17 protein-coding genes are annotated in these 25,456 nt (G+C 43.4%); 6 read left to right on the forward strand and 11 right to left on the reverse strand.

All coding sequences use genetic code 11. The features are described 5' to 3' along the window. The first annotated feature begins 57 nt into the window (after nt 1–57). On the forward strand, nt 58–2,535 hold the full coding sequence (locus ACYQ28_RS11335; protein ID WP_460051863.1) for a TonB-dependent receptor: 2,478 nt from the start codon (nt 58–60) through the stop codon (nt 2,533–2,535). Between the two features lie 354 nt (nt 2,536–2,889). Here the strand turns inward: ACYQ28_RS11335 and ACYQ28_RS11340 are convergent, their stop codons facing one another. Both ACYQ28_RS11340 and ACYQ28_RS11345 read right to left on the reverse strand, forming a co-directional pair. After that, complete coding sequence (locus ACYQ28_RS11340; protein WP_460051861.1) at nt 2,890–3,549, reverse strand: FMN-binding negative transcriptional regulator; 660 nt, start codon at nt 3,547–3,549, stop codon at nt 2,890–2,892. A 49-nt stretch (nt 3,550–3,598) separates the two neighbouring features. Further along, on the reverse strand, nt 3,599–3,961 hold the full coding sequence (locus ACYQ28_RS11345; RefSeq protein ID WP_460051859.1) for a hypothetical protein: 363 nt from the start codon (nt 3,959–3,961) through the stop codon (nt 3,599–3,601). Nucleotides 3,962–4,314: 353 nt separating this feature from the next. Between ACYQ28_RS11345 and ACYQ28_RS11350 the strand changes: the two genes are divergently transcribed. Then, complete coding sequence (locus ACYQ28_RS11350; RefSeq protein WP_460051858.1) at nt 4,315–6,288, forward strand: methyl-accepting chemotaxis protein; 1,974 nt, start codon at nt 4,315–4,317, stop codon at nt 6,286–6,288. A gap of 84 nt (nt 6,289–6,372) precedes the next feature. Here ACYQ28_RS11350 and ACYQ28_RS11355 read toward each other — a convergent pair whose 3' ends face one another. From ACYQ28_RS11355 to ACYQ28_RS11385, 7 genes are all read right to left on the reverse strand, one after another. Continuing rightward, entirely contained in the window at nt 6,373–7,461 is a 1,089-nt protein-coding gene (locus tag ACYQ28_RS11355; protein WP_460051856.1) for a tryptophan 7-halogenase, read from the reverse strand. Further along, nucleotides 7,454–9,268 (reverse strand): LodA/GoxA family CTQ-dependent oxidase, encoded by a 1,815-nt coding sequence (locus tag ACYQ28_RS11360; protein ID WP_460051855.1) that lies wholly within the window; start codon nt 9,266–9,268, stop codon nt 7,454–7,456. Before ACYQ28_RS11360 ends, ACYQ28_RS11355 begins: the two co-directional genes overlap by 8 nt. A 25-nt stretch (nt 9,269–9,293) precedes the next feature. Further along, nucleotides 9,294–10,499 (reverse strand): ferritin-like domain-containing protein, encoded by a 1,206-nt coding sequence (locus ACYQ28_RS11365; protein WP_460051854.1) that lies wholly within the window; start codon nt 10,497–10,499, stop codon nt 9,294–9,296. A 1,070-nt stretch (nt 10,500–11,569) separates the two neighbouring features. Continuing rightward, complete coding sequence (locus ACYQ28_RS11370) at nt 11,570–13,924, reverse strand: efflux RND transporter permease subunit (RefSeq protein ID WP_460051852.1); 2,355 nt, start codon at nt 13,922–13,924, stop codon at nt 11,570–11,572. Further along, complete coding sequence (locus tag ACYQ28_RS11375; RefSeq protein ID WP_460051851.1) at nt 13,924–15,009, reverse strand: WD40/YVTN/BNR-like repeat-containing protein; 1,086 nt, start codon at nt 15,007–15,009, stop codon at nt 13,924–13,926. Before ACYQ28_RS11375 ends, ACYQ28_RS11370 begins: the two co-directional genes overlap by 1 nt. Nucleotides 15,010–15,381: 372 nt before the next feature. After that, on the reverse strand, nt 15,382–15,837 hold the full coding sequence (locus tag ACYQ28_RS11380) for a GNAT family N-acetyltransferase (RefSeq protein ID WP_460051849.1): 456 nt from the start codon (nt 15,835–15,837) through the stop codon (nt 15,382–15,384). A 233-nt stretch (nt 15,838–16,070) separates the two neighbouring features. Then, nucleotides 16,071–18,092: an oxidoreductase gene (locus ACYQ28_RS11385; protein WP_460051848.1), complete on the reverse strand. Its 2,022-nt coding sequence runs from the start codon at nt 18,090–18,092 to the stop codon at nt 16,071–16,073. Nucleotides 18,093–18,235: 143 nt separating this feature from the next. On the opposite strand from ACYQ28_RS11385, the gene ACYQ28_RS11390 reads away from it, so the two are divergent. The 4 genes from ACYQ28_RS11390 to ACYQ28_RS11405 all read left to right on the forward strand — a co-directional run bounded on the left by ACYQ28_RS11390 (nt 18,236) and on the right by ACYQ28_RS11405 (nt 21,677). Continuing rightward, the gene (locus tag ACYQ28_RS11390; RefSeq protein WP_460051846.1) at nt 18,236–18,838 is read left to right on the forward strand and encodes a TetR/AcrR family transcriptional regulator; all 603 of its coding nucleotides are present in this window, start codon (nt 18,236–18,238) and stop codon (nt 18,836–18,838) included. Nucleotides 18,839–19,454: 616 nt separating this feature from the next. Further along, nucleotides 19,455–19,943 carry a hypothetical protein gene (locus ACYQ28_RS11395; RefSeq protein ID WP_460051845.1) on the forward strand — a complete coding sequence of 163 codons (489 nt, stop codon included), beginning with the start codon at nt 19,455–19,457 and terminating at the stop codon, nt 19,941–19,943. A gap of 619 nt (nt 19,944–20,562) precedes the next feature. Then, nucleotides 20,563–21,300, forward strand: a complete 738-nt coding sequence (locus ACYQ28_RS11400; RefSeq protein ID WP_460051844.1) for a hypothetical protein — start codon at nt 20,563–20,565, stop codon at nt 21,298–21,300. Between the two features lie 68 nt (nt 21,301–21,368). Then, a complete protein-coding gene (locus ACYQ28_RS11405; RefSeq protein WP_460051842.1) occupies nt 21,369–21,677 on the forward strand; it encodes a hypothetical protein in 309 nt (102 codons plus the stop codon). A gap of 246 nt (nt 21,678–21,923) precedes the next feature. On the opposite strand, the gene ACYQ28_RS11410 is transcribed toward ACYQ28_RS11405, so the two are convergent. Both ACYQ28_RS11410 and ACYQ28_RS11415 read right to left on the reverse strand, forming a co-directional pair. Beyond that, on the reverse strand, nt 21,924–23,267 hold the full coding sequence (locus ACYQ28_RS11410; protein ID WP_460051841.1) for a DUF1329 domain-containing protein: 1,344 nt from the start codon (nt 23,265–23,267) through the stop codon (nt 21,924–21,926). A 56-nt stretch (nt 23,268–23,323) separates the two neighbouring features. Next, nucleotides 23,324–25,231, reverse strand: coding sequence for a DUF1302 domain-containing protein (locus ACYQ28_RS11415; protein ID WP_460051840.1), 1,908 nt, complete (start codon nt 25,229–25,231; stop codon nt 23,324–23,326). Nucleotides 25,232–25,456 lie beyond the last annotated feature (225 nt).

Raw genomic sequence — 25,456 nt, forward strand, 5'->3', positions numbered from 1 at the left:
TTGTTCGCTATCAAATAACTCAGGTCATTCAATAAACCGGTATGAGAGGAACTAATAATGATAAATAAAATTAACCGATTGAATACCCGAAAAACTCTATTGGCGTGTGCGGTTGCCTCGTTCTCAAGCGGTGCGTTTGCACAAGTTCTTGAAGAGGTTGTGGTTACCGCAGCACCAAAGGGAAAAAGTCAAATTGAGGCCAGTGTTTCGGTAAGTGCTTTAGGCACCGAAGAAATTGGAAAATTTGCGCCGCGTTCTACCGCAGAAATTTTTCGAGCGCTGCCGGGTATTCGTGCGGAATCCTCTGGGGGCGGTGGTAACGCCAATATCACCGTTCGCGGTTTACCCTTAGCAACCGGCGGTTCCAAATTCTTGCAAATTCACGAAGACGGATTACCGGTATTAGAATTTGGTGATATTAATTTTGGTAATGCCGATAATTTCTTGCGCTTTGATCAATCGGTTGCGCGTATTGAATCCGTTCGCGGCGGTTCAGCATCTACCTTCGCCAGTAATTCTCCCGGTGGCGTCATTAACTTAATCAGTAAAACCGGCGACGAAGAAGGCGGCTCTTTTGGTGTTACCTCCGGGCTTGATTACGATGAGTTCCGAACCGATTTTTCCTACGGATCTCCCATCAACGATACTACCTATTTTCATGTTGCCGGATTTTTTCATGATGGCGAAGGTGTGCGTGATACCGGATTCAACGGCGAAAACGGCGGACAAATTAAAATTAACATCACTAAAGAATTAGAGAATGGTTTTTTACGGGTTCATTTCAAAAACCTAGATGACAAGGTAACGACCTATTTACCGGCGCCGGTGCGCGTTAATGGTGGTGGTAGTTATGGCAGTGTTGCTAATTTTGATGCTCGTTCAGAAACCTTGCACTCACCCAGTACCACCAATATTTCTACTTTTGATTCGTTTGGTAATCCGCAAAATCGAGATTTAACCGACGGTATTGAATCGAAGGTAACGTCAATTGGTTTTGAATTCGAACAAGAAATTGATGAAGGCTTAGTCTTAAACAATAAATTCAGAACCTCTGATATTAGTGGTGGATTTATTTCGCCGTTTACCGACACACTCGGAAATCTAGGTCCGCAAGCCGCATCGGGAATAGCGACCAATTTATGTAATTCGGCGTTAGACGGTGACGGTAATCCGTTTGACTGCTCCTCAACATCGGTCACTATCGCCGAAACCGGTGAGAGTTACGATGGTCTAGCATTTACTAATTTATTGTTTGATGCGCGCATTCACGATTTAGGCAATACCATTAATGATCTTAATCTAACAAAAAGCTTCGATAACGGTGTAACCCTAACGTTTGGTTACTATTATTCTAAACAAAATATCGAAACCAGTTGGGCCAGCTGGCAAGCATTTATTCAAACCGTCGATGGCAGTAATTCCCAATATTTAAATATTGAAGACGCCGCCGGTAATGCACTGGTTGATAATGGTTTATTATCGCCAAGCTTTTTATCGTTTGAATGGGATTTACAATACACCACTACCGCACCTTATATTAACGTCGGCTTTGAAGTTGGCGAAAAATGGTTGTTCGATATAAGTGCGCGTTACAATCAAGTACAAGCCAACGGCGAATTAATTTCCAGCTGCTGCGGTGGCAATACCGATTTCGATCTTAACGGTGACGGTATCATCAGTGGCAATACCGAAGATGCTTCTTCAACCAATGCATTTGGCTTTGGTGGCGGTGTTATTAATTTAAATCGTGCGGGAGCAAATATTCAGCGCGTTAATTACGATACCGACGAAGTATCTTTCTCATTGGGTGGTACTTACCTGTTAACGAACTACTCCACCGTTTTTGCGCGTTACAGTGAAGGTGTTCGTGCGGTAGCCGATCGCTTATTGCAAATTCCGGGTGCTTTAAATACCAATGGATCATTGGCAAGCACTACCGATGGATTTGATACCGTTAAGCAATTAGAAATCGGATACAAATATTTGGGTGAATGGTACGACTTAAATGCAACTTTCTTCGATTCAAATACCGAAGATACACAAGCAGAAGTTACCAGCGGCGCGACCTTTATTCGTGAATACGATGCCACCGGTATTGAACTGGAAGGTAATTTAAACTTTGAAGGTGGCTTTAAACTGTCGGGTAACCTAACGTGGACCGATGCCGAAATTGTCTCTGATCGACTCAATCCAGAAATTGAAGGCAACACGCCACGACGACAAGCCGATTTTATTTGGACAATAACGCCTGAATATTCCACCGACTCCTTCGGCGTTGGCGCGACACTTCAAGGTTCAACCGACTATTACGTGCAAGACAACAATGATCTTGAACAAGAAGCCTATACCATTGTTAATTTATTCGCTAATTGGCACATCAACGATTCGTTTACCGCAACCGTGACCATGAACAATGCCTTCAATGAATTCGTAATTACCGAATCCGAAGAAGGCAGCGCAGAAGTTGGCGATATTATCAGAGCACGTGCACTTAACGGCCGCTCCACCGTATTAGCAATTAATTACCGTTTCTAGTCTCTAACTTCACGGTTTTCCAACAGCTCTCAGTGTTATTAGTCTTCACTTGGGGGTTGTTGGCTTTTTTTAGCATCTCTTCTTGATTCTTTTGTTGTTATCTCGTCATTATTGAATTTAAAAATAGGCTTTATTGGAAACTCAACTAGCGTATTTTTGATTTAATCAGTAGAACGTATTGGAATGTTGATTAGGTCATTTTCTCGGTAAAGTTTTTAGGAAACTCTGATTAACCTAGAGTTTCTCGCGACACAAGGATGTGTCGCCAATTTCAAGAACGGTAAGTGATTGAAGTTGTGAAGAAATTGGAAATCACATTTTCAATTTCTGCTCTCTGATTAAATCAAGGATGAGTTAATCAGAGGTTCCTTTAGTTTCTGTCATTGACTGTTGAAGTAACCGGTCGTTGTCGCTCGGTGAATTTCGCAATCCTTCTATAACACCAGCGTAGTCGGTATCCGATTTATTTTGGCTGTGTTTAAAATTTCCAACCATTTCTGAAGCGGTGATTTCAATTCCAACCACGGCTTGCAGCATTTTTTTAATATAATCTTTAGGTGCATCATTGACGGACCAAGGTTGTGTCTGTGAATGTGCCTCGTGAAAATCAGACAGCTGCTGAATATGGTTTAACAGCCATTGTTGATCATGAATAAATCGTATGGTGCCTTTAACGTGTACCGCAGAGTAGTTCCAAGTAGGTACCGCTTTTCCTGTTGCTAATTTTGACGGATAAAAATTCGGGCTGATATAACCATTAGGGCCGTGAAATACCACTAATACAGATTGATTATCTTGGCTGTTGCCGACCAAGCTGTTGTTGTGCGCAACGTGACCTTCGAGTTTTATCGTTAGATTACCGTTTTGATCTTTAATAGTTTGAACCAAAAACGGAATGTGGTTGGCATCTAACCCTGAATCATTATTAACAATGAGTGTTCCCAACGAATATTGTCGAATAAATTCAATTAATAATTGGCTGTCGGTTATTTTAAATTTAGATGGAATGTTCATGTCTTTTAAAATTTATGTGCCTTCAAATCCCGTTGTTTAAAATAAGTAATTAACCGGCAAGGGCAATGCTGGCTAATTTAAAAGTCATTAAGAGGGTCATAATTGACAGAAAAATAAATAAAATACCGTTAATCATAAAAACAGCGCGAATACATTTTATTTTAATTTTCTGCCACAGTGAGTTTTTTACCTCAATTTCTGGCGGCAAGTTTTTAAACTGACCTATTAGCGTCAGTACCAAACAACTCCACAATAATCCCAACAGTGAAAAAGTTAATACCTGGTCATCGGCCAGATTACTTATACCTAATATGCTGGCAATCAATAACACAAAAAAGCCAATGCCCGATATTACAAAGACGGGCTGAAGCTTATTAAGAACTTGCGCAAGTTTAACGAGTTTCTCAATCATTACTGGAGTTGGCCGTTAACAGTGAATGTTTAATAGTTTTTAAAATAGCAGCTTCTTAACTAGAAAAAAATATACAAGTGTTAGCTAACTTATAATTACTAATGATTCTTCTAGACTTAAAGAACTTCTGATTAACTCATCCTTGATTTAATCAGAGCACAGAAATTGAAAACGCGATTTCCAATTTCTGCACAATTTCAATCACTTACAGTTTTTGAAGTTGACGACACATCCTTGTGCCGCTGGAAAATCTGAGTTAATCAGAGTTTCCCTAAGACGAGTTGTAGGCTTGTTCGGGAACTAAGCCGGTTACCACAAGCAGTATTCGAGTTGTCTCAGATGAGAATTTAAGAATGAGTATTCGTAATCAAATATGGTCGATTGGCGCGGTGATGTTGCTGAGTGCGGCTTTTGTTATTTATGGCTTGGCGGTATTTTTGGTCAAACCACAGTTGTATGAAGAAGAGGCGCAGGCGGCTCAGGTTCGAGTTGAGTTGATCGCCACTGACATCAACATTGCGCTCAAAGAAACGGCAACATTAACCAACAGTCTCGCCACTATTACCGAGTCGAACGCAACGAACAGAACATTATTAATTGATCTGCTTAAGGGCGTGATCGACAACTACGGCGCACTTGAAATCGCCGGTGGTGGCGTTTGGCCTGAACCGGGCAAGCTTATTCCGTCTACTCAGCGAGCGTCTCTATTTTGGGCCAGAAATCAAAATGGCAAACTCGATTTATTAAACGACTATAACGATCCAAGTGGTAGTGGTTATCATCAAGAGTCATGGTACACGGTTGGTAAAAGCCTAAAGAGTGGGCAGTGCGCTTGGTCAGAGGCTTATTCAGATCCCGTATCAGGCACGCCCATGGTGACCTGCACGGTTGCGATTAAGCCCAATGGCGAGTTTTGGGGTGTTGCTACCATCGATTTGATGCTCAATGGTTTGCGTGAATTGCTCACTCGTCAGCAAGAGGCTTCTCGTGGTTATCCCTACGTTATCGATCAAAAAGGGTTAATTGTTGCCGCGCCGAAGTTACGCGAGCAAAGTTTAGCGATGCAATCGTTAGAAGAAGTCGCACGAGCAGATGCAAGCTTATTACCTTTGGCAAAAGCTGTGCGTGATGGTCAATCAAAATTAGATTTGCCCAGTAACGTGTTAAAAGAAGGTAAATCGTTATTGGTGCAAACGGATTTATTTAACGGTAAGTGGAAAGTTGGTTTATTAACGCCGCATTCGGTTGCTCTAGCTACATCCAATAAAATTATTACCAATTTATATTTAACGCTAATTCCGTTAATTGCCATTTTTGTGGCGGTACTTATTTTCTCTGGTAAAGGTATTCTTGAGCGATTAGAAGAAACGACTACGCAAATTCGTACGCTTATTAACGGACAAATTAATCGCCGTTTACCGGTAAATTCCGATAACGAAATCGGTCAATTACGAAAAACCGTTAACGATTACGCGGATTATTTTGGCAGTATTTTAAACAGTATCGCTAACGAAGCTGAAGGTGTGCACCGCGGCTCGAATACACTCAATGAATTGAGTGTTGCTTTGAATACACGCGCTACTGCACAACTTAAAGAAAATAATGTCTTGTCCGAATTTATTGATGACATGGCAACGAGTTCACGTAATGTTGCCAGTGATACCACACAAGCCGCAACCACCGCAGAAGAATCCGCAGAAATTGTTCGCCAGGGCCAACAAGTTGTAGCGTCAAGTAACGAGGCGATCAATCGTTTGGCCGACGCCTTGGGCAATACTGCCAAGGTCATTGAGCGCCTTGCTGCAGATTCTCATCAAGTGGGCGAAGTACTGGCGGTCATTAAAGCCATTTCAGAGCAAACCAATCTATTAGCACTTAACGCTGCCATTGAAGCCGCAAGAGCCGGTGAACAGGGCAGGGGATTTGCCGTTGTCGCTGATGAGGTAAGAACGCTGGCGGGGCGAACTCAAACCTCGGCACAAGAAATTGAAAAAATGATTTCACAGCTGCAAGAAGCGGCGCAATCGGGTGTTGCAGTGATTCAAAGCAGTGGTGATTTATCGGCAAAAGCGCTGGAAAGTGCTGAAGAAACCCGAAAAAACTTCGAAAATATCGTGTCGGCTTTCGATAACATTCGCGCTCGTGCTAACAGTATCGCCGATGCCGTTGAAGAGCAAAGTCAGGTAACCGAAGCTATCAATAAAAAAATGGAATTGATTCGATCAATCTCTAACGAAAATGCTCAAGCCGCCAACGATTTAACCGACATGAGTCGAAATTACACCGAGGTTGCCGATCGGTTACGAAATATCAGTCGCCAAACCTAATCTCTATTCGTACTTGAGCTTAATTTATCAAGCGCCTAAAAAGCTTCAATTAGGCGCTTTTTTATTTATCTAACCACAAAGTATTTATTGCGATTGCCTGCGCTGCCAAAATTCATTGTCTTGCCAGCGCTTTTCTAAACCGTAGTACCACCGCGATTCTTGCAAGTACCGCTGTATTCCCGAATCTGCTCTAACAGCGTATTTTTCTGCCGGAGCTAAGTCTTGATTGTTTAACCAGCCGATAATAGCGGGTACCGCTGCAAGAGCATCACCCAGTGCGTTTGAAATACCAGACGATGTTAAAGGATCAAATGACGCCAGCGCATCGCCTATGGCAATCCAACCGGGACCGGCCGCTTGGGTTAAAAACCCTGCCTGCGCTGCGTAGGTTTGCGTGCTTACATTGTTTACTGTATCGACAGAAAAATACTCTTTTATTAACTCGGTTTTTTGTAACTCTTTAAGTAATCGAGCAGGGTCTTGCCATTGATGCTTACGAATTTGATCGGCATCGGTCATTAACGTAATTAATCCCTCGCCGGTGGGCAGTTGACTGGCATACCACCACCCGTCTGAAAAAGATTCCACGAGGGTTCGCCCTTTTAACGACTGCACGTTTTGGGTTTTAAACGCGATAGCCGTAAGGGTATCCAATTGCTTGCGCTGGGCATTTAATTTACGCGCTATAAGTGACCGTCTGCCACTGGCGTCAACCAGGTATTTACCTTTTAGCGTGTATTGATGATCGTTTTGAGTTAGGTTTAAACACCATAAGTTGCCGTCGTGAATAAACCTATTTAATGTTGTTTCTAACAATAAATGTGCGCCGAGCTTTTGAGCGTGATCAGCTAGGTCTTGATCAAAACAGTCGCGATTTAAATGCCAGGCTTGCCCACGCCCGTGCAATAAAAAATCGGTATGATTTTTTTGCTCGGCCCAATAGGAAATATTGCCGTGGTAGGGTGCATGTCCGCGATTTTTTAAATTAATTTCAAAACCCAAGCGTCTTAATTTTGCGGTCACATCGGGCGCGGCCGATTCGCCTATTTTAAAACGTTGTGGCTTGGGTTTATCGATAATCGCAACACGTTCGACCCCCTGGTTAAGCAACGCCAAGGCTGTGGCGCAACCCGCAGGGCCTGCGCCACAAATAATTACGTCGAACTCAGTCATTGGGTGAAAACGGTCTTGGTAGGGTGCGCGCAACTTCTACAAAACGCTGCTCTTGCTCAATTTCTTTTTCCATAATAAATCCCAATTGCGACCAGTATTGAACCATGTAAATGTCGTCAGAAAAGGCGATAAAATCATTGCGCTTTTGATCAAAGTCGGTGCCTACCCAAGCCACCTGATGTTTGGTATCAAGCGAGGGCGTGGGTACGCTGGTTAAGGCAGTATTTTCAAGACTTCGTGAATTCATTAACTGCGCCTGTGCTGGATCTAAATAAATAAATTCCGGTCTTTGCGCGGGCCACCACCACAGTACGCGCTCGCCAACGGGTTGTGATGAGCATTCATTAAAATCGGCTTGCCAAGGAATAGCCATATAGCGAGTTAAATCGCCGGGCTCCATTGCCGAAGGGTTAAAGTTGAGTTGCAGTGGTCCCTGGGTCGCCGGTGCTGCATTAATTCGAAATGGATCATCGGGCCAATAAATTGATCGGTTGCGAGAAATCCAAGTTAATTCAATGCCCGGAGAAAACGCACCGCCTACGCAGTTTTCTAACACGTTACGCGTTAAATCGAGTGGACCTTGATCGGTTACGGGTTCATTCACAAAATAACCCGCGGCCCATTGTTCTAAAAAGAAAAATTGCGTATCGGTTAAGCGTAAATAAGTTGAGGTCAACGTGCCTTCAATTAAGCAATTATCACCGGCTAAATACGGCATCATGGTCGCACCGCGTGGCGAAATTAGGGTGTTTTCCTCGGCTGGTGGTCTTAATATGTCAAAGATCCAATTACGCAAACCGTAAAAAGTATCGTCTTCGGCAGACGCGGGTACCTGACCGAGCTTGGCCATATCAAAGGTATGAGGTTTGGGTGGAATTGCAGCAACCCACGTGTAGGTGGTGCCGCGTTCTAATAGCGGTAGAATTTCTCTTTGGAAACTTGGCAGATAGCCGTTGGGCCCTTTTTGCCACAGACCCTGGTTGTTAATTTCTGGAAATTCACCGGCGCGCACGGCGCTATCGAAAATGGTATCCCATAAGGTTACGAGATTCGCGATTTCTGGCGCATAGGATGGCGGTGCAACCGACACCCAAGCCGAATCAACGGTGGTATCGTTATCGTAGCCATCTTGCCACTCAATCACCGCCGTTACCGGGCCATCGCCGGTATCGTCCCACCAACCGTCGTTGTTCGCGTATTGTTTGATAACAGGATTAGGGTCTTCGCTGCCAGCAATTCCAAGCCCGCCGAGAACCAGTAGCCGACCGTCTGCATCGGTGCGTAATTCGCCCAAGGTATCGATCATTTCTTCGGTAGGATACAACAAACCGTCTGGGAAATTCGCACCTTGATAACCGCTCGGTACAGAATTTCTATCCATCGCGACAGGCCCAATATTACTGCCCGAAATTTGCCGTGGGCCGGGATCGATAATTAATTTAAGACGATCGTCGCCGGTAATGTGCGCATTTCTTAGAGGATGATTGCTGGCGTAACCGTGTTCGCCTTCGTTGGTTGCAAACTCGTACCAGCTGGATTTTTTATTGGCCATGTGTACCGTCCAGGTAATGGATTTTACACCGGGCGTACTTAAGGTAATTTCTTGGCCGTCGTTGGCAAAAATTTTAAAGCGAGCGGCTTGGCGACACATACGACCTTGATCATCGCGAAAGTCATTTTCAGTAAAGGTGCTGCCATCTGGATTTATGGGTAACCCGCGGTAGGTTTCTGGGCCGATATAAAATTTTTCTGTTGCATTTCCAACGCGAGCAATACCGATTGGCGGATAAATTTTGTAGTCAGACATTATAAATTCCTTCTCGCTAAAGCGCTTATAGGTCTAGCTTTTCGGTAATGGATAAGATTTCTTGGCAACCGGCCAAGGCTGATTTAAGGTGCAAACGAATTTGATCTTCTTGTTGACCGTTGGCTAATTGATCCATGGTTTCTTGAAGATTGAGAGCAACTTGTTTTTGTTTAATCGATTCGTCGTTCACATAAATCCAAGCCGGAGCTGCGGTTGGTCCAACGGATGAATTACCGCCATTAAAGGCTGGTGTTTGCATCAATGAGCGCGCTAAATCGGGAAGTACACGATGCATAATGGATAGCACTACACCAAAGTAAGGATCGGCCTCGCTAGCGTTAAAGGATTTTTCGAAAGCTCGCAGCATGATGCTGTATTGTTGATCGAATGTAGTGGCTAGCTGAATTGCGGTTGGGTTGGTGTAATCGCTGGTTACTGGGTTAGAAATAACGGGGTAAGTATCGGGAAATGCCGTCGGTTCTAAAGACACTTTGCGGAATTTAGCAAAATGACTGAGCTCGTAGGGCGTTCCTAAAATTGGGCCATAGGTTCCATCGGTTCGGTGCCCATAATGATTGTAAGTACCTGTAGCTTCAAAGGGCACTAAAGGTGCTTCGGCAGGAACGGTGCCTTCGCCTTGTTTAACAATTTCATTAACCGCCGTCATAAAAGATTCTTTGTCGATAACCGGTTGCACGTCACCGCCAAATTTACCGATGTAAATATCGGTACGTTGTCGCCCAGGACCGGTATTCGTAAAAGGATTTTCAGGATAAGCCGTTACCGCATCCACAAACGCTGCATACAACTGCGCAATACTGTCGTAATTATTACCTTGAGGCGGAGCGCCAAATTCGGCAGGACTTTCTATTCCTGCAAATACATCGCCAAATACAGACGGCGACGCTCTAAATAAACCAATATGTGGTGTGGAATTTGGATTGGCTTGCGGCAGATAACCCGGATAAACAGGCACCGCGGAATCGGTAAATTTAGGCAGTGCGCCCAAAGCAACAATAATATTTGCTGCTTGATTAACATGAAACATTTCCTCAATGGCAACGCTTCGCAACGCTTGATACGCGTAGCTGTCGGTATTTGCGATGGAGTACAGCGCCGATAAATAAACAGGAATCGTAGAAAATTCGACCTGTAAAGCCAGTTGCGCCGTTTGTTGTAAATCCGTAATTGTTGGAGCGTTGGATAATCTTGAAAAGAGTCCTTCAGTCATTTCGTCGCCTCTTGATTCGACATGGATAACCCTCTTTTTTATTGCAATTAAAATCGAGCAATTAACGAAGGAAGAAAATATGCGTATTTAAATAAATGAATTACTAATAAACGTAGAATTTATGGTGATAAAATTAAAATCCCTGAATCAGTTTTTCTTTTGATTAAATTCGGGCGAATTAAGCAAAAGTTTTTAAAATTTAATTGTAGCCAGTAAAGTGGTGTATAAATTACGTGTGTCGATAAATTTTAAAATTTATATTTCTGACCAATAATCTGCTAATAACAAAAAGGCTTTGCAAATAAGTAATGAAAACTCCGGTTAACTCAGAGTTTCTGCGACACAATAATATGTCGCTAATTTCTGTCCTCAGATTAATTATTGGTTTAAATGAATATGTTAACTGAACAGTACATTGGTACGGTTGTGATACAAGGTTAATTTTGTTGATAGTTTAGCCATATTAAACCCCGAAAAATTCTGAGTTAAGCAGAGGTTTCTATCAACAAAAACTCAAATGAATCAAACGTAATCGTGAAAAACTAATGTAATTATTGTTATCAATTTTTAATTGGTTTTATGGCTAGGCTTTTTTAAGCTGCTGTTTCGGGAAACTCTAATGGCTAAGAATTTTATTAAATAGTGTCGAAATTAACAGGTTGCTGAAAAAGGCTTTGTTTGACTTTTAGTAGATATTTCTTTCTGTTTTCAAAAGATTTTCCGATAGAAAAAAAAGAAATTTTATGAAGGGAATAAAAAAGAAAAGATTAATCGGTAAATTGTCGCTACAGAAGCTCTAAAAATCTTGTTAATCTCGTCATGCCTCGCGGTAAATGTCGTTAATCATGGGCATCAAGAAGATTTAATTTATGTGGTTGTGACCTTAAAAATAATTTCTAAGATTATTGTAGGAGTCTCTGACTAACTCATTGCTGAGCTAATCAGAGAACGGAAATCGACAATACGATTACCAATTTTTTGCCAATTTCAATTACTTACCGTTCTTGAAATTGTTGATACATCCCTGTGTCGCGGAAAACTCTAGGTTAACCGGAGTTTCGCATATGTTGTTATGCGTTATTGGTAATTTTTTCTGGGTGTAATAATCGAGCAATTGCCGGTAATAAAATAAGCGCACCAAGCATGTTCCAGATAAACATAAAGGTTAACAAAATGCCCATGTCGGCTTGGAATTTAATGGGCGAGAATACCCACAAGACCACGCCAATTGCCAATGTTAAACCTGTAAAGGCAACGGATTTACCCGTGCTTTGTAGGGTTTCTAAATACGCGTGCGCCAATGAGTGACCTTGTTTTAAATAAGTCTGCATTTTTGAATAGATGTAAATACCGTAATCGACACCAATACCCACACCCAAAGCAATAACTGGCAAGGTCGCAACCTTAACACCAATACCCAGTTGAGCCATTAATGCTTGGCAGAGAATAGAGGTAATTGCCAACGGTGCGATAATACAAATAACCGTGCGAATGGAGCGGAAGGTTAATAAGCATAAAATACTTACTACCGAATATACCCAAATCAGCATTTCGTATTGGGCTTTTTCGATAACCTCATTGGTTGCCGCTTCAAAACCGGCTTTACCGGCGGCCATTAAAATATCAATACCGTCGGTTTTATTGTTGTCGATAAATCCTTCAATGGCAGCGGTAATATCTTTTAGGGTTTCGGCCTTGTGATCATCCAAGAAGATAATCACCGGTAATAACGAGCAGCTGCTGTTCATTAATCCAGACGGCACGTAAGCCAGCGAGGCATTAATAACAAATTGGTTTCGGCTCACCGATTGCCACTTTAAATTTCGCTCATTAAGACCGCTGGTAACCCGCTCAGATACATCGGCTAGCGAAATACTCGATTGCACACCGGGTATGCCTTCTAAATAAAATTGAAAGCGATCCACCAGCGACAGCGTATTAAAGCTTGAGCATTGATCGCTTTGTGTAGCCACCATAACCACAAATACATCGCTTGAGGTCGAATAGTTATCGCCAATAAATGCGTTGTCTTGGTTGTAGCGCGAATGTATTCGCAATTCGGGTGCGCCCTCATCAAGGTCACCAATTTTTATATCTTTGCCTAAATACAAGCCGCCCACTAAAAATACCAACGCGGTAATAACGGCAATGCCAGCACCTTTGGGCGTGGCAAAAACAGACAATAGCTGCCAGCGAGTTTTTTGTTTGGCGATGGCTTTTTGCGCGCGTTTAATAGCAGTATTACCCACACCAAAAAAGCTCAGTAGCAACGGCAACAGCATTAAATTGGTTAAGACAATAACGGCAACACCAATAGATGCCGTTACTGCAAGATCTTTAATGACCTGAATTTCAATCACCATTAGGGTGATAAAACCAATACCGTCGGAAATAAGCGCGGTTAAGCCGGGAATATAAATGGTTTTGAAGGCATGTTTTGCCGCTTCAATTTTGTCGTCGCCATTGGCCGAAGCAAGCGTCACGGTATTTACAATTTGCACACCGTGACTTACGGCAATAGCAAACACCAAAAACGGCACCAGCATAGAGTAGGGATCAAGCCCGTAACCCAAAATGTTCAAAATACCTAACTGCCAAATTACGGCAATCAGCGAGCAAATCAGCGGAAAAATAGTGCCGGCAATACTGCGCGAATAAATAAACAGCAACACCAAGGTGATGACAATGGCGATGGCAAAAAATATCGCAACCTCTACGGCGCCAGCAATTAAATCACCAATGATTTTTGCAAAACCGGTGATGTGAATATCAATAGCATTAGAGCTGTATTTATCGCGCACCAAGGTTTCTAATTGTTCAGAAAATACTTGGTAATCGAGTTTTTCGCCGGTATCAGGATTTTTATCAAACAGGGGTACCTGAATCATGGCCGAGCGAAAATTATTCGCCACCAAAATACCAACCTGACCAGAGCGTAAAATATTGGTGCGGATGTCTTCTAAACTTTGTTCAGAACCGTCGTAGCTGTCGGGAATAACTGGCCCGCCCACAAAGCCCTCTTCGGTAACTTCTGTCCAGCGTACGTTAGGTGTCCAAATGGATTTTAATGACGAGCGATCAACACCGGGAATAAAAAATAATTCATCGGTCACTTGCTTTAAAATTTCTTGGAATTCGGCGGTAAAAATATCGCCATCTTTTGCGGCAACAACAACATTGATGCTGTTGCCCAATCCCGATAAATCATCGCGATAACGTAAATAATTCTCAACATAGGGATGCGACGACGGAATCATTTTTACAAAACTGGCATCTGGGCGAATTTGTGTTGCCTGCCAGCCAAGTACGAGAGTAATAATTGCAAATAAGGCTAAAACAAATTTGCGATAATTAAATAAAAGATATTCTGCGAGCTTTTCGCTGGCTTGAAACGGCCACAACAGCGCTGCCGACAAAGACTTCATTATAATTCCCCAGCAGCAATTTGATTTTTAGTGAGAGCAATACGTTCAACACCGGCCTCGCCGGTGACAATCAAATAATCACCGGCAAGTGATACCGATGAAAACGAGCGCAATTCACGGTTACCCACTTGGTGAAAATCGTCACCGTCTTGTTTTAAAACCACACCGCCTTGGCCGACCAGAATTAATTCATTATTGGCTACCGTCGCATCACTGATGGTTGCTTCTGTGGGTAGGTCGATGGTTTGCCACTCTTGGTTGTTTTCATCAAAACGAAAGGCGTTACCGCGTAAACCAAAAATATACAGAGAATCGGTTTCTGCGGCGGCAAAGAATGAGCCTTGGTAGGGCGAGTCTAGCTCGTACCAGTTTGCTCCGTCGTCGTCGCTTGCCAATAACAAACCGGCTTCACCAAGAAGTACTAAACGCCCGGAAGTTTGTTGATAAATACGATTCAGATGCAAGCCGTCTGGGTTTGGCAGGCTAAAGCCGCGATGTTGCCAGTTTTCACCACCGTTTTGGGTCTCAAGCATCATGCCGTAGGCGCCAATTAAGAAGCCGTGCTGGGGGGTAATGAACAATAAATCCAGCACCGGTGAGCTTGGCCCTTCTTCAAGCGCAAGCTCTGCATCTTCAAGCTTATAACCCAACTCTTCGCGCACAAAGTCGTCGGTTTCGGCTGTGATGGCGTGTTCTAAGGATTCGATATTCAACGCAAGAATGTCTGCTCCCGTGAGCACGGTACGCCAAGAAGTACCGCCATCGACGGATTTTAAGACTACGCCGTCATGCCCGGCTGCCCATGCCGTGCTGTCGTCGGAGAATTTCACCGTGGTGAGTAACACGCTTGAAGGCACAGGTGCTTGTTGCCAGCTGTCTCCAGCGTTGTTTGAGGTAAGAATGACTCCCTGTTCACCCACGGCGATACGCCGCTCATTTTGTGCCGCCTGAGCCAGTAACAGCGCCTGTTCAACCTTGGCGTGTTCTATTGCAGGTTGCTGAATGCGGTCGGCGAGTAATTGTGGTGATTGGATGAGAATAACTGTCGTACAAAAAAGCTGTACGAGTTTGGATTTCGGTAACATTGAATAACCTTTAATTATTGTTATTGGCATCGATTTACCGGTGCTTAAATTGGATCGTAAATTCAAGATAAACCAGAAAAAACATCAATTTAGACAACGGTTTTATGACTCAAAGCTTGCGATATTAGATGTCGTTACGCCAATAACAAAACATACCAGTTTTGCTGACAAAATATTTCAGTCGGTTGAAAAGCCCAACAGTGTAAGGGAAAACAGTTTTGGAGAATTCCTGTAAATTTCCTTCATATCGATGCAAATCAAAAAAACGATTTGGCAATATCGACGAAACAACCTTAAAAACACGTAACCGCGTACTACAGGTTTGAGATTGGTATGTTGGAAATCCGCCGAGTACGGAGTTTTAAAGAATCGCTAGTGATGTGCGGTGCTGTAGGTATAAAAATGCCAAACACGCTGCTGGGCATCAAGGGAGTTATAGAGCGCTTGAGCTAGGCTATTATCCGGCGCCGTTACCCACTGTAATCGTGTCGCGCCGTGTTTGGCCGCGTATTGTCGAGCGTGTTCGATTAGGGCTCGGCCAACGCCCTTGCTGCGAGATTCTGCAAGCGTGTACAAATCATTAAGCACGCCAACCTTTGCCGCAATGGTGGAAGAAAAGGTCAGATAAACCGTGGCAAAACCTAAAACCCGATTGGTTTCGTTATCGCGGTATAAAAACTGGCAGCCCGCCGGATTAGCCTCACCAAACTGAGCAAAAAACTCGGCGTTTTTCGCGTCAGAAATATCCGCAATTTTATAAAACTCTTGGTATTGGCGAATTAAGGGTAAGACTTCGGGTAGGGTTTGGGCAGATACGGCTTCGATCATAACAATAATTTCCATTCAGACTTAAAACGTTGTTAAGAGCAAAGAGTTACGAACAAACTGTTGAGAACAAATTGCCGCCAACAACAATACTGATAGAACCCAATATACCGTTATGAGCCGTATTTTTCGATGCAAAATCAAGACATTACGACAAAGCTCCGGTTTATTCACATCTCGATGGAATGAACCGGAGCATTTAGTGGCTAGATATCTGCGCAAAGGCGGGTGTGAGTTTATAGCTGGCTCGCCAAAACGGTTCCTTGATGAATAGCGCGCTTGGCATCGAGCTCAGAGGCAACATCAGCGCCGCCAATGAGGTGAACATTGGTACCGTTGAGCTGTTCGACCAAATCTCGATTCGGCTCTTGTCCAGCGCATATCACCACGTTATCCACAGGTAATAACTGCGCTTCGCCATTCACAGTAATGTGTAAACCCTGATCATCGATTTTTAAATAATCGCAATTGCTCAGCATGACCACACCTTTTTGTGCGAGATCGGCGCGATGCACCCAGCCGGTGGTTTTGCCAAGATTTGCGCCCACCTTGCTGCGTTTGCGTTGCAGCAAATAAACCTGCCGAGCAGCGGCGCTGGCTTCGGGTTGCATGCCTTCAATACCGCCGCGCGCGGTTAATGACATATCCACACCCCAGCGCTTCATAAACACGTTTACGTCGGTACTGGGTGATTTGCCGGAGTGAATCAGGTATTCGCTGATATCAAAACCAATACCGCCAGCGCCAATAACCGCAACGGTTTTGCCCACCTCGGCGCCGTTCATAACGTCTAAATAACTCAGCACTTTTACGTTATTGATGCCTTCGATGTCGGGCATTCTTGGGTGAATTCCTGTGGCTAACACAATCTCATCAAAGTCTTGGTGTTGCAAAAATTCGGCATCCACCCGAGTGTTTAGCTGCACATTAACGCCGGTCAGCTCTAGCTGCTTATTAAAATAGCGCAGGGTTTCGTAGAACTCCTCTTTACCGGGAATACGCTTGGCAATATTAAACTGGCCGCCGATTTCGCTGCCTGCATCAAATAAGGTGACCTTGTGACCGCGTTTGGCGGCGGTGGTCGAAAACGCCAAACCCGCGGGGCCTGCGCCAACAACCGCAATATTCTTGATGGCTGTGGCGGGTGTGATCAGAAGTTCGGTTTCGTGACCGGCTCTTGGGTTAACCAAACAGCTGGTGAGCTTGCCCGCGAAAATATGATCCAAACAAGCTTGGTTACAGCCAATGCAGGTATTGATTTCGTCGCGACGATTTTGCTGAGCCTTAATCACAAACTCTGGGTCTGCCAAGAAGGGTCGCGCCATTGACACCATATCGGCATCGCCGCGCGCCAAAATGTCTTCGGCTACTTCCGGCATATTAATGCGATTACAGGTAATCACCGGCACCGATAAATGCTCGCGAACCTTAGCCGTAACCCACGTAAATGCCGCGCGTGGTACCTTTGTTGAAATGGTTGGAATCCGCGCCTCGTGCCAGCCGATTCCGGTATTGATAAGCGTTGCTCCGGCGGCCTCAATGGCTTTGGCAAGGGCGATAATTTCGTCGAGATTGCTGCCGCCATCGACCAAATCGAGCATAGACAGGCGGTAAATAATAATAAATTGCTCGCCGACCTGTTCGCGAACCCGTCGCACAGACTCAACGGCAAAACGAATGCGATTTTCAAAGCTGCCGCCCCATTGGTCATCGCGTTGGTTGGTGCGTGCAGCAATAAACTGGTTGATCAAATAACCTTCCGAGCCCATCACCTCTACGCCGTCGTAACCCGCCTCTTTGGCCAAAGCTGCACAGCGAACAAAGTCACTCAGTTGCTGCTCAATCTCATCGTGAGTTAAGGCTTTAGGCGTGAATGGGTTGATTGGCGCTTGCAGAGCAGAAGGTGCAACCTGTTTAGGGTTATAGGCGTAGCGACCGGTGTGCAGAATCTGCATACAGATTTTGCCGCCTTCGCCGTGAACGGCTTGGGTAATAATCTTGTGGTTAGCAACGTCTTGATCACTTGCCATCAGTGCCGCGTGAGCATGCACGGCGCCCTCGGCATTGGGACCAATGCCACCGGTAACAATCAGTGCAACACCGCCTTGAGCGCGTAAACGATAAAACTCCGCCAGCCGCTGAAAGCCGTCTTTAGCTTCTTCTAAGCCCAAGTGCATCGAGCCCATCAGCACGCGATTTTTTAATGTGGTGAAGCCTAAATCTAAGGGCTCAAATAAATGCGGATATCGCTCAGACATGGTGGCAGGTTCCTCTTTGCAGGGCAGAACGGTGAATAAATTGTTTTATTGTTATGTGTGCGAGTCGAAGATGAATCTATCTAGACGGTGTCAAGATAGATTTCAATTTTGACGCTGTCAAGATGTGCTGATAAATTCCCGCCATGACCACTAAACCCTACCATCACGGCGATCTACGCCAAACGCTGCTACTCACCGCTACGGACATCATTGCCGAAGGCGGCATAGAGAGCCTATCGATTCGTAAACTGGCCGAACGCGCCGAGGTTTCACGAACCGCACCCTATCATCACTTTAAAGACAAAAATGCACTTTTGTGCGCGATTGCCGAGCAAGGATTTTTAAATCAAAACCAATTGGTAGAACAAGCCGTTCTAGAAACCCAAGCACTATCGCCGCAACAAGCGTTTGAGCATTACGTGCTGGTGTACATCAACTTCGCCGAACAGAACCAGCAAACCTACGATTTAATGTACGGCCGCGACATATGGAAAACCGGCAACGCCAGCGAATCGCTACAAAAAATTGCCTACAACAGTTTTCAAGTATGGTTAAAGTGGATTGAACAACTGCAAAACCAAAAACTGTTCGACCAAAAACTACCAACCCTAAGAATCGCCCAAGCCACCTGGGCATCACTACACGGCTTATGCCGATTATTTATCGACGGCATATACGTTAACCGTGAAGACTTCGAAGCCATCGCCAAAACCACCGTGCAACTATTAATAAATCAACATCGTTAAAAACTATTTTCAATTGTTATAAATTTAAAAGCTTCAGATTAACTCTTAAGTGATTTAATTTGAGGAATAAATTGAAAATACAACGCCTCATAATTTTCATAAAAATCTGATTTGAAATTAACAGAAAATTTCTTGTATCGCTAAAGGTTTAGAGTTAACAAAAATTGTTTTTGAGTTTTTCTGATAAAATTTTTACAACCATAAATTATTAAAAATAAAAGCTTTTTATAAAAGCAAAAAATGTTTGAAAAGTCGGATGTTTTATAAAAATAAAAACGTTAAATAACTAACTACTCGTTTAGTGCAAAACGACACAAAAATCTATAAAAATGAATAATGCGCCAAGTTGCAGCAAACATTGACCTTGTAGGATTTTCGGGATAGCGTTCAGAAAAATTATCTGAGATAGATATCGCCATGACGGAAAATTCAGGAAAAACGTCGTTAAGATATCTATTAGGTTGTTACATTTTCCCTAAGTCCCGCAGTGGGCCAGCAATGCATTCTGAATTAATAAATTCGGGTAGCATGCTTTTTTTGAATTTATGGGTATATTAGAATTAAGACTTGGAAAGACTTTGAATATGAGGGCGAAACATACAAGCTCGATCATCTTGTGTCATTTGAGCATATATTTGTTCAGCCTGCGAGAAATAGCACCGAATCTGAGATTGAGTATAAATTCATAGTCGAATTCAGTTTGCATTGTTTCACTAGAGGGCTTGATAAGCGTCATGGGGAAACTTTGGCTGGTGTGGATGTATCATTACACTACTCTGATTCAAGAGAGACAAGGATATTTGACTTTCAGAGGCATGAACTGTCTGAAAAGCTGCCTGATATAGCGAAATCAATTAACAAGCAGGCCTGTTTTCATACTGGAAAGGGGAATTTCTTCACCTTTGAGCTTTTAGATGCTGATGACAAAGTTCAGCATTATGAGGTGTATTTTAGAGTCTCACGAGCAAGAAAGAAGGGATGGTTGCGGCTATTCGTTGAAAGCGCTTACATTCAAGATAAGCCCAAAAAGAAGCCTCAAAGGATTCACTTCTTTGTAATTGCAAACAATACTCTTAAAAATAAGCCTATTAAGACTCTAAAATGAAAAACCCGGCCAAGGGCCGGGCTTTCTTAACTGGGCTCGCTTTATAACCGCTCTTTGGCTGGTACCAACGGTGTTGGTGGAGGGGCGCATGGTCGAAACCATCCCGTTCATACGCTCATTTATCGTTAGAGTTTACCAAGTCCCAGCTCATGCCGCAAGCCCCCTGTTGCGTATATAACTTGTTATGGTGAGTGATATCGCTATAAGTTGATTCTATAAGATAAGTATAATGTTAGAAGTTTATGACTAATGCATCTGTAGTTTAATCAAATAGTAGATGTTAACTATCTGGTTTCCAGTTTTTTAAAATTCTCATCACTAACCGCTATTGAAATTGAAGTTGGCGGCACAAATTTGTGGTGCTAAAAATTTAGAATTAATTTGTGTCGGTTGTAGAGTTTTTCTAAATAAATTGATTTGAAAAATTTAAAAAATACCTGAAAATTTCGAGTAAAAACTAGCGATTTATTTGTGTGTTTCAAGGAGAAATAAATCATGTGTCAAATTTTCGTAGATATTAATGTTGTGAAGCTTTAGGGATGATTTCCTGAAGTGTTTTATCAAGATATATGTCTTGGAGAGTTGATTAAAATCTCTTAATTTTCCACTGAGCAGAGTTATGAAAAATATAATAGAAAAAATTATTGACGATTTGGTCCCGAAAAATATTAATCGAACTTGGTTTGTTGAGTACTTATTTAAATACAAATTTGGCAATAAACTGCCGAGAGGAAAGAGTTTTAGTAAGTTAAGAGCAGTTGAGAGTCTTCATGAGTGGGGAATTTTTTTAGAGCAAGTAAATTGGGATGTTGAAACGCTTAACTTCAAACACAGAATATCCCCATTTCTTCTGAATCAAAAAGCACTGTTAACTCTTGCCAACATAAATAACCAATGTACATTTAGTGTTGGATCAATATTGGACGTAATAAAAATGCTAGAAGGAGGTAATCGTAATAGTTCTGTTGGCCTAGTTAAGCATAATATTAATTTCTCGAATAAAGGTTTGTTTAAAGGCTACAAACATCATCACATACCCTTATTACCGAATGCCTATTTTTCAATGCTTGCAAAACGAGATAGTAATGGAAAAATGATTAATCTAGAAAGTGTAATTTCCAATTTCGACCGGACTATGGGGGCTTTAGATATTTCCTTAGTGAATGCAGAAATTAAATCCCGTGGTGCAAGTAAAGGTGGTCGTATGACAGGGCATTGGTTGATTACTAAAACATTTGATGGTGAGAAATGCTATTTAGGAGTATTTCCACATAGTAATGGCACAAGTGATGATAAGTGGATAAAAAGTCAACTTGCTGAGTCTGAACGGGTATTTTTACTAATGAAAAAACCATGAATATCAAAAAAATTAAATTGATCGATTTTGTTGTAAATCAGGCTAAGCTAACGCTAGTTATTTAACTTATGAAGCAGTTGTTCTTCTTTATTGGCAAAGTATTATTAGGTCTCTTTTTAGTTGTGGTTATAACTGCGGGCATCGGTTTGTGGCATGTATATCCTATTCGGTCGTTTTGTAATAATCTAAGTTCGGGTACTGAACTAACTCAAGCATACAAAACTGCCTTTAATAAAAAGTTCTTTTTTACACGAAACGAAGAAAATACCGGCAGTGTATTCATCGTCAATCATGCCTCACCATTTTTTAGAGTTGGTTGTGAAATTGAATTTAAAGATGGCGTTATAGAGCGTAGGCAATTTTTGGCTTATGACTGATTTTAGAGAAAATACTTTAAATAAATAGTGCTAGTACAGATCTGCAATTTAATTATTTTTGAAAATAGTTCTTTTGGTCGGAATTAATTCTGGTCGATTTTTTAATTTAGTGAAATGAGTTTGATGGGCAGCGAGTATTAGCGCCAATATTTTACTAGTGCGCTTACTCAAGAGCGATCTTCCTAAATAAAAAAGCCATTCTATTAAGAATGGCTTTTTTTGTTACTGAATTTAGATAAGTTTAGCTTATCGACCCTGACGGCGAATGGCTTGTGGGGTGAAGTCGCTAAATTTGAAGGTTTGGGTAAAGTCGTAGCCGGGGCCTTCTTCGTTGGTTAGGCTGCCCGCTAGGTATCGGCCAGATTGAAGGTCGTAAAGCATTTCGCCGGTGAGTAACGGCACATCGACATCGCGGAATTGGAAGTGATGGGCTTCACCCACACGCCATAGTTCGCCGCGGCCATCGTAGTGATCGACAATGGCAACCTGCCAGCTGTCTTCATCAATAAAGAATACGCGTTTGGCGTAAATGTGGCGCTCGCCTTCTTTTAGGGTTGCTTCAACTTTCCACACGCGGTGTAACTCGTAGCGTGTGTGGTCTGGGTTGATATGGCCCGGCTTTAATACGTCGTCGTACTTAAGCTCGCGGCTGGCAAGTTTGTAGCTGTTGTAGGGAATGTACAGCTCTTGTTTACCGACCAGTTTCCAGTCGTAGCGATCGGGTGCGCCGTTGTAAAGGTCGGAGTTATCCGAGGTACGCTGGCCGTCACTGGCGGTTCCCGGTGCGTCGTAGGCAACTTGCGGTGCGCGACGAACACGGCGTTGGCCAGAGTTGTAGGTCCAAGCTTGGCGCGGTTGAATGATCTGATTTAGGGTCTCGTGTACTAACAAGATGTTACCGGTTAGGCGGGCCGGAGCGGTTACTTCCTGAACAAAATACAGCAAGATATTATCTTTATCTTCGGCACCTTCGGTGTCATTAAGGTACTGCGGGCGACTCAGTTTTTCGGTGATTTTTACCGCCGTGTAAGCGCCGTTCGATTTAACCGGTACCTGTGCAAACGAACGTTCTAGCGCGCCGCCACGGTAGCGAGTTAAGTGGTTCCAAATAACTTCTAGGCCGTTTTCTGGAATGGGAAATGGTACCGCTTCTACGTAATTAACAACGCCGTTACCGTCTTCGCTGAGCGTTGTGTTGGTCGCGTTAGCTTTGGCGGCGTCATAGACTTTTTGCGGCAGTTTTGAGGTGCGATGACTTGGGTATACCGGCAGCTTGTAGGTGTCGGGATATTTTTTAAACATCGCTAATTGGCCGGGCGATAAATTATCTTTGTATTGCTCGGCATTATTCGCGTCAATGATAAACAGTGGTTTCTCACTGGCAAATGGATCGGTATAGCGATCGGCAGAGGTCTCTAAACCACCGGTCCACGCGGGAATGGTTCCGGCGGCGTTACCGGCTTTCTCGGCGCCCACGGGTGTTAATGTGGTGCCAAGTTTTGCGGCGTTTTCTGCGGTTGTTGCGGCTTGCACAAGCGTGGATGCTAAAAATAAAGCAGCACCCAAGGCTATTTTTTTCGTTGTTATCATAAATTTTTCTCCATCTCTAAATGCTCGATTTTGAAATTTCTTAAACCAAAAATGGTTTAGAAAGAAACCGACGCACTCAGAGAAATAAAGTCGCGATCTTCCAGTGCGTTGAAATCGCCGCCGGAATAATTGGTGTACGACATTTGAACCAAATATTTATTCAAATATTCTGCGCTTAAACTCAAGCCCAGTACTTTTTCGTCTTCATTAAACGAAGCACCCGGTTGAACCCCGTAACCTTCAAGACCATGACTGAAACTGATTTGCGGTGTTAGCGTTGCACCAAACAAGGCATTTGGATATTCCAAGTTAGCGCGTACTACATAGCCGTAAGTATCTTCGGTGACAAAACCATCGGTTTCGCCAGCGGCGTAACCAAACACACCGTTGCGACCGTATTTAAGTGCATCGGCGCTTTCATCTAGATCGTTGATGTGTGTCCACGCAACTTCACCCACCAAGGTTAAACGGCTGGCGCCGAGTACCTGATCAAAGAATTTTACGAAGCTGGTTTGTACCTGAGTGACATCGAACAAGTTATAACCTTGTACAACATTGCCAGCGCCACTTTGCGCAACTAGGCTATCGGCTGCAGCATTACCCGAACCGCCAGCGTATTGTTGCAAAATGGCCGCAACCAAAAGCGGGCCGTTGATTTGCAGTGGTACGTCGCGCTTGTAACTGATCTCACCCGACCAAGCCAAATCACCCACGTTGGTGTTAAAGCTCAAACCGTACAGTTCGATGTCTTCGGTGTAACTGGTGAAGTAGGTGGTATCAACCAGAGTACCAATAGAGTTGATGGTTGCGGCGCGAGCTTGTTCTGGTGTTGGTGCAAATGGGTTGCCACCCAAAGCGATAATGGTACCGGCGAACGTATTCAAAAACGTAGCCGCATCGGTATTGGTATTCACCGCACTAATTACCGGTACGCGAGAATGATAGTTGGCGTAATAGAAACCGAATTCGGTGTCGTTTAAATTCTCGGCAAAATACCGGAACGAAACACCAAATTGACCACTGTCGCCGGGTTCACGACGGCCATTGCCGGTGCTGCGTCGAATCACCGGATCGTAACCCAACGCAAATGCGGTAAAGCCTTGATTGAAATATTGCTGATCGGTTAGCGGTAGGGTAATACGAATACCATCACAGCCTTCGGCAACGAAATCGTTATTCGAGAAGTAGGTACCGCAACCGTCAATGGCGGTTTCTTCCCACTGGATTTGGTAAAAACCTTCAACGCTTAAATTGTCGGTTAAACCAAACGACGCAAATGCCATATTTAAAGGCAATAAGCCTTCTTTAATTTCCGCACCGGGTCGGCGGAAGGCATTTACATCAACAGGGTTAATTGAGTTAAGACCGCCTTGAATAAAGGTGCTTTCACCCCAGTTGATAACTTGGCGACCTACTCTTAAATCGAGCGGGCGGTTGCTAACTTCGTAAGAACCATACCAGTAGGCGTCGAGTAATTCAAAACCCGAAAAACGCGAGAAACGATTGAAGTGGCCGTCGTTAAGTTCTTCATTGGGTGTGTAGCCATTTGCCGCATGGCCGTGCTCGCGAGAGCCGTTTTCAAGCTCGTTGTCGTACCAATATTTGGCGCGAACAAAAACGCCGACATTTTGGTAACTGAACTCTAGGTCGTGAACACCTTTGACAATTTCGGAGAAAGTTTCGCCTTTTTCGAAATTTTGAGTGCCGTCGTCATAGCTGCCGGAGCCAACTCCGGTGCCGCCATTTACCGCAGAAATCAATTGCGAATCAGGATCATCCAGTCGCCAGCTTGCACCGACCGAAATTTGTGAATCGAAGCGAGCTTCGATATTTCCGATATTAAATTCAAGCGCATTGGACTGCTGTGCATATAAAGCGCTGCCAATTAATACTGGTAGAAGTCGGCGGGCAAGTGCCGGAGTGCGGATTTTGCTGCATTGCAAAAGTCCATTTTTTATTGCCATATCGTTCACCTAAATTTTTATTGTTTTTGAAGGTGTTGACCGACCGGAACAGAAAGTAAGTCAATTTATCAAAAAACGCTGATTTTATAGACTTTTAAGGCGTATACTCAGGTCTTTCAATAACATCTATGATGTTTAGCCTGTGTACAAGTCTCAATGACATATGTCGCCAAGGTTACTAACAAAATAGCTCTTATATGTATTCAAAACCAGCATTGCAAGAAA

This window comes from Sessilibacter sp. MAH1 (assembly GCF_054658315.1).

Coding starts and splice junctions, on each gene's coding strand:
- ACYQ28_RS11385 (WP_460051848.1), bottom strand. CDS start 18,092: ATGTCTGAGCGATATCCGCATTTATTTGAGCCCTTAGATTTAGGCTTC.
- ACYQ28_RS11370 (WP_460051852.1), bottom strand. CDS start 13,924: ATGAAGTCTTTGTCGGCAGCGCTGTTGTGGCCGTTTCAAGCCAGCGAA.
- ACYQ28_RS11335 (WP_460051863.1), top strand. CDS start 58: ATGATAAATAAAATTAACCGATTGAATACCCGAAAAACTCTATTGGCG.
- ACYQ28_RS11375 (WP_460051851.1), bottom strand. CDS start 15,009: ATGTTACCGAAATCCAAACTCGTACAGCTTTTTTGTACGACAGTTATT.
- ACYQ28_RS11350 (WP_460051858.1), top strand. CDS start 4,315: ATGAGTATTCGTAATCAAATATGGTCGATTGGCGCGGTGATGTTGCTG.
- ACYQ28_RS11345 (WP_460051859.1), bottom strand. CDS start 3,961: ATGATTGAGAAACTCGTTAAACTTGCGCAAGTTCTTAATAAGCTTCAG.
- ACYQ28_RS11340 (WP_460051861.1), bottom strand. CDS start 3,549: ATGAACATTCCATCTAAATTTAAAATAACCGACAGCCAATTATTAATT.
- ACYQ28_RS11365 (WP_460051854.1), bottom strand. CDS start 10,499: ATGACTGAAGGACTCTTTTCAAGATTATCCAACGCTCCAACAATTACG.
- ACYQ28_RS11410 (WP_460051841.1), bottom strand. CDS start 23,267: ATGATAACAACGAAAAAAATAGCCTTGGGTGCTGCTTTATTTTTAGCA.
- ACYQ28_RS11400 (WP_460051844.1), top strand. CDS start 20,563: ATGAAAAATATAATAGAAAAAATTATTGACGATTTGGTCCCGAAAAAT.
- ACYQ28_RS11380 (WP_460051849.1), bottom strand. CDS start 15,837: ATGATCGAAGCCGTATCTGCCCAAACCCTACCCGAAGTCTTACCCTTA.
- ACYQ28_RS11355 (WP_460051856.1), bottom strand. CDS start 7,461: ATGACTGAGTTCGACGTAATTATTTGTGGCGCAGGCCCTGCGGGTTGC.
- ACYQ28_RS11390 (WP_460051846.1), top strand. CDS start 18,236: ATGACCACTAAACCCTACCATCACGGCGATCTACGCCAAACGCTGCTA.
- ACYQ28_RS11360 (WP_460051855.1), bottom strand. CDS start 9,268: ATGTCTGACTACAAAATTTATCCGCCAATCGGTATTGCTCGCGTTGGA.
- ACYQ28_RS11405 (WP_460051842.1), top strand. CDS start 21,369: ATGAAGCAGTTGTTCTTCTTTATTGGCAAAGTATTATTAGGTCTCTTT.
- ACYQ28_RS11415 (WP_460051840.1), bottom strand. CDS start 25,231: ATGGCAATAAAAAATGGACTTTTGCAATGCAGCAAAATCCGCACTCCG.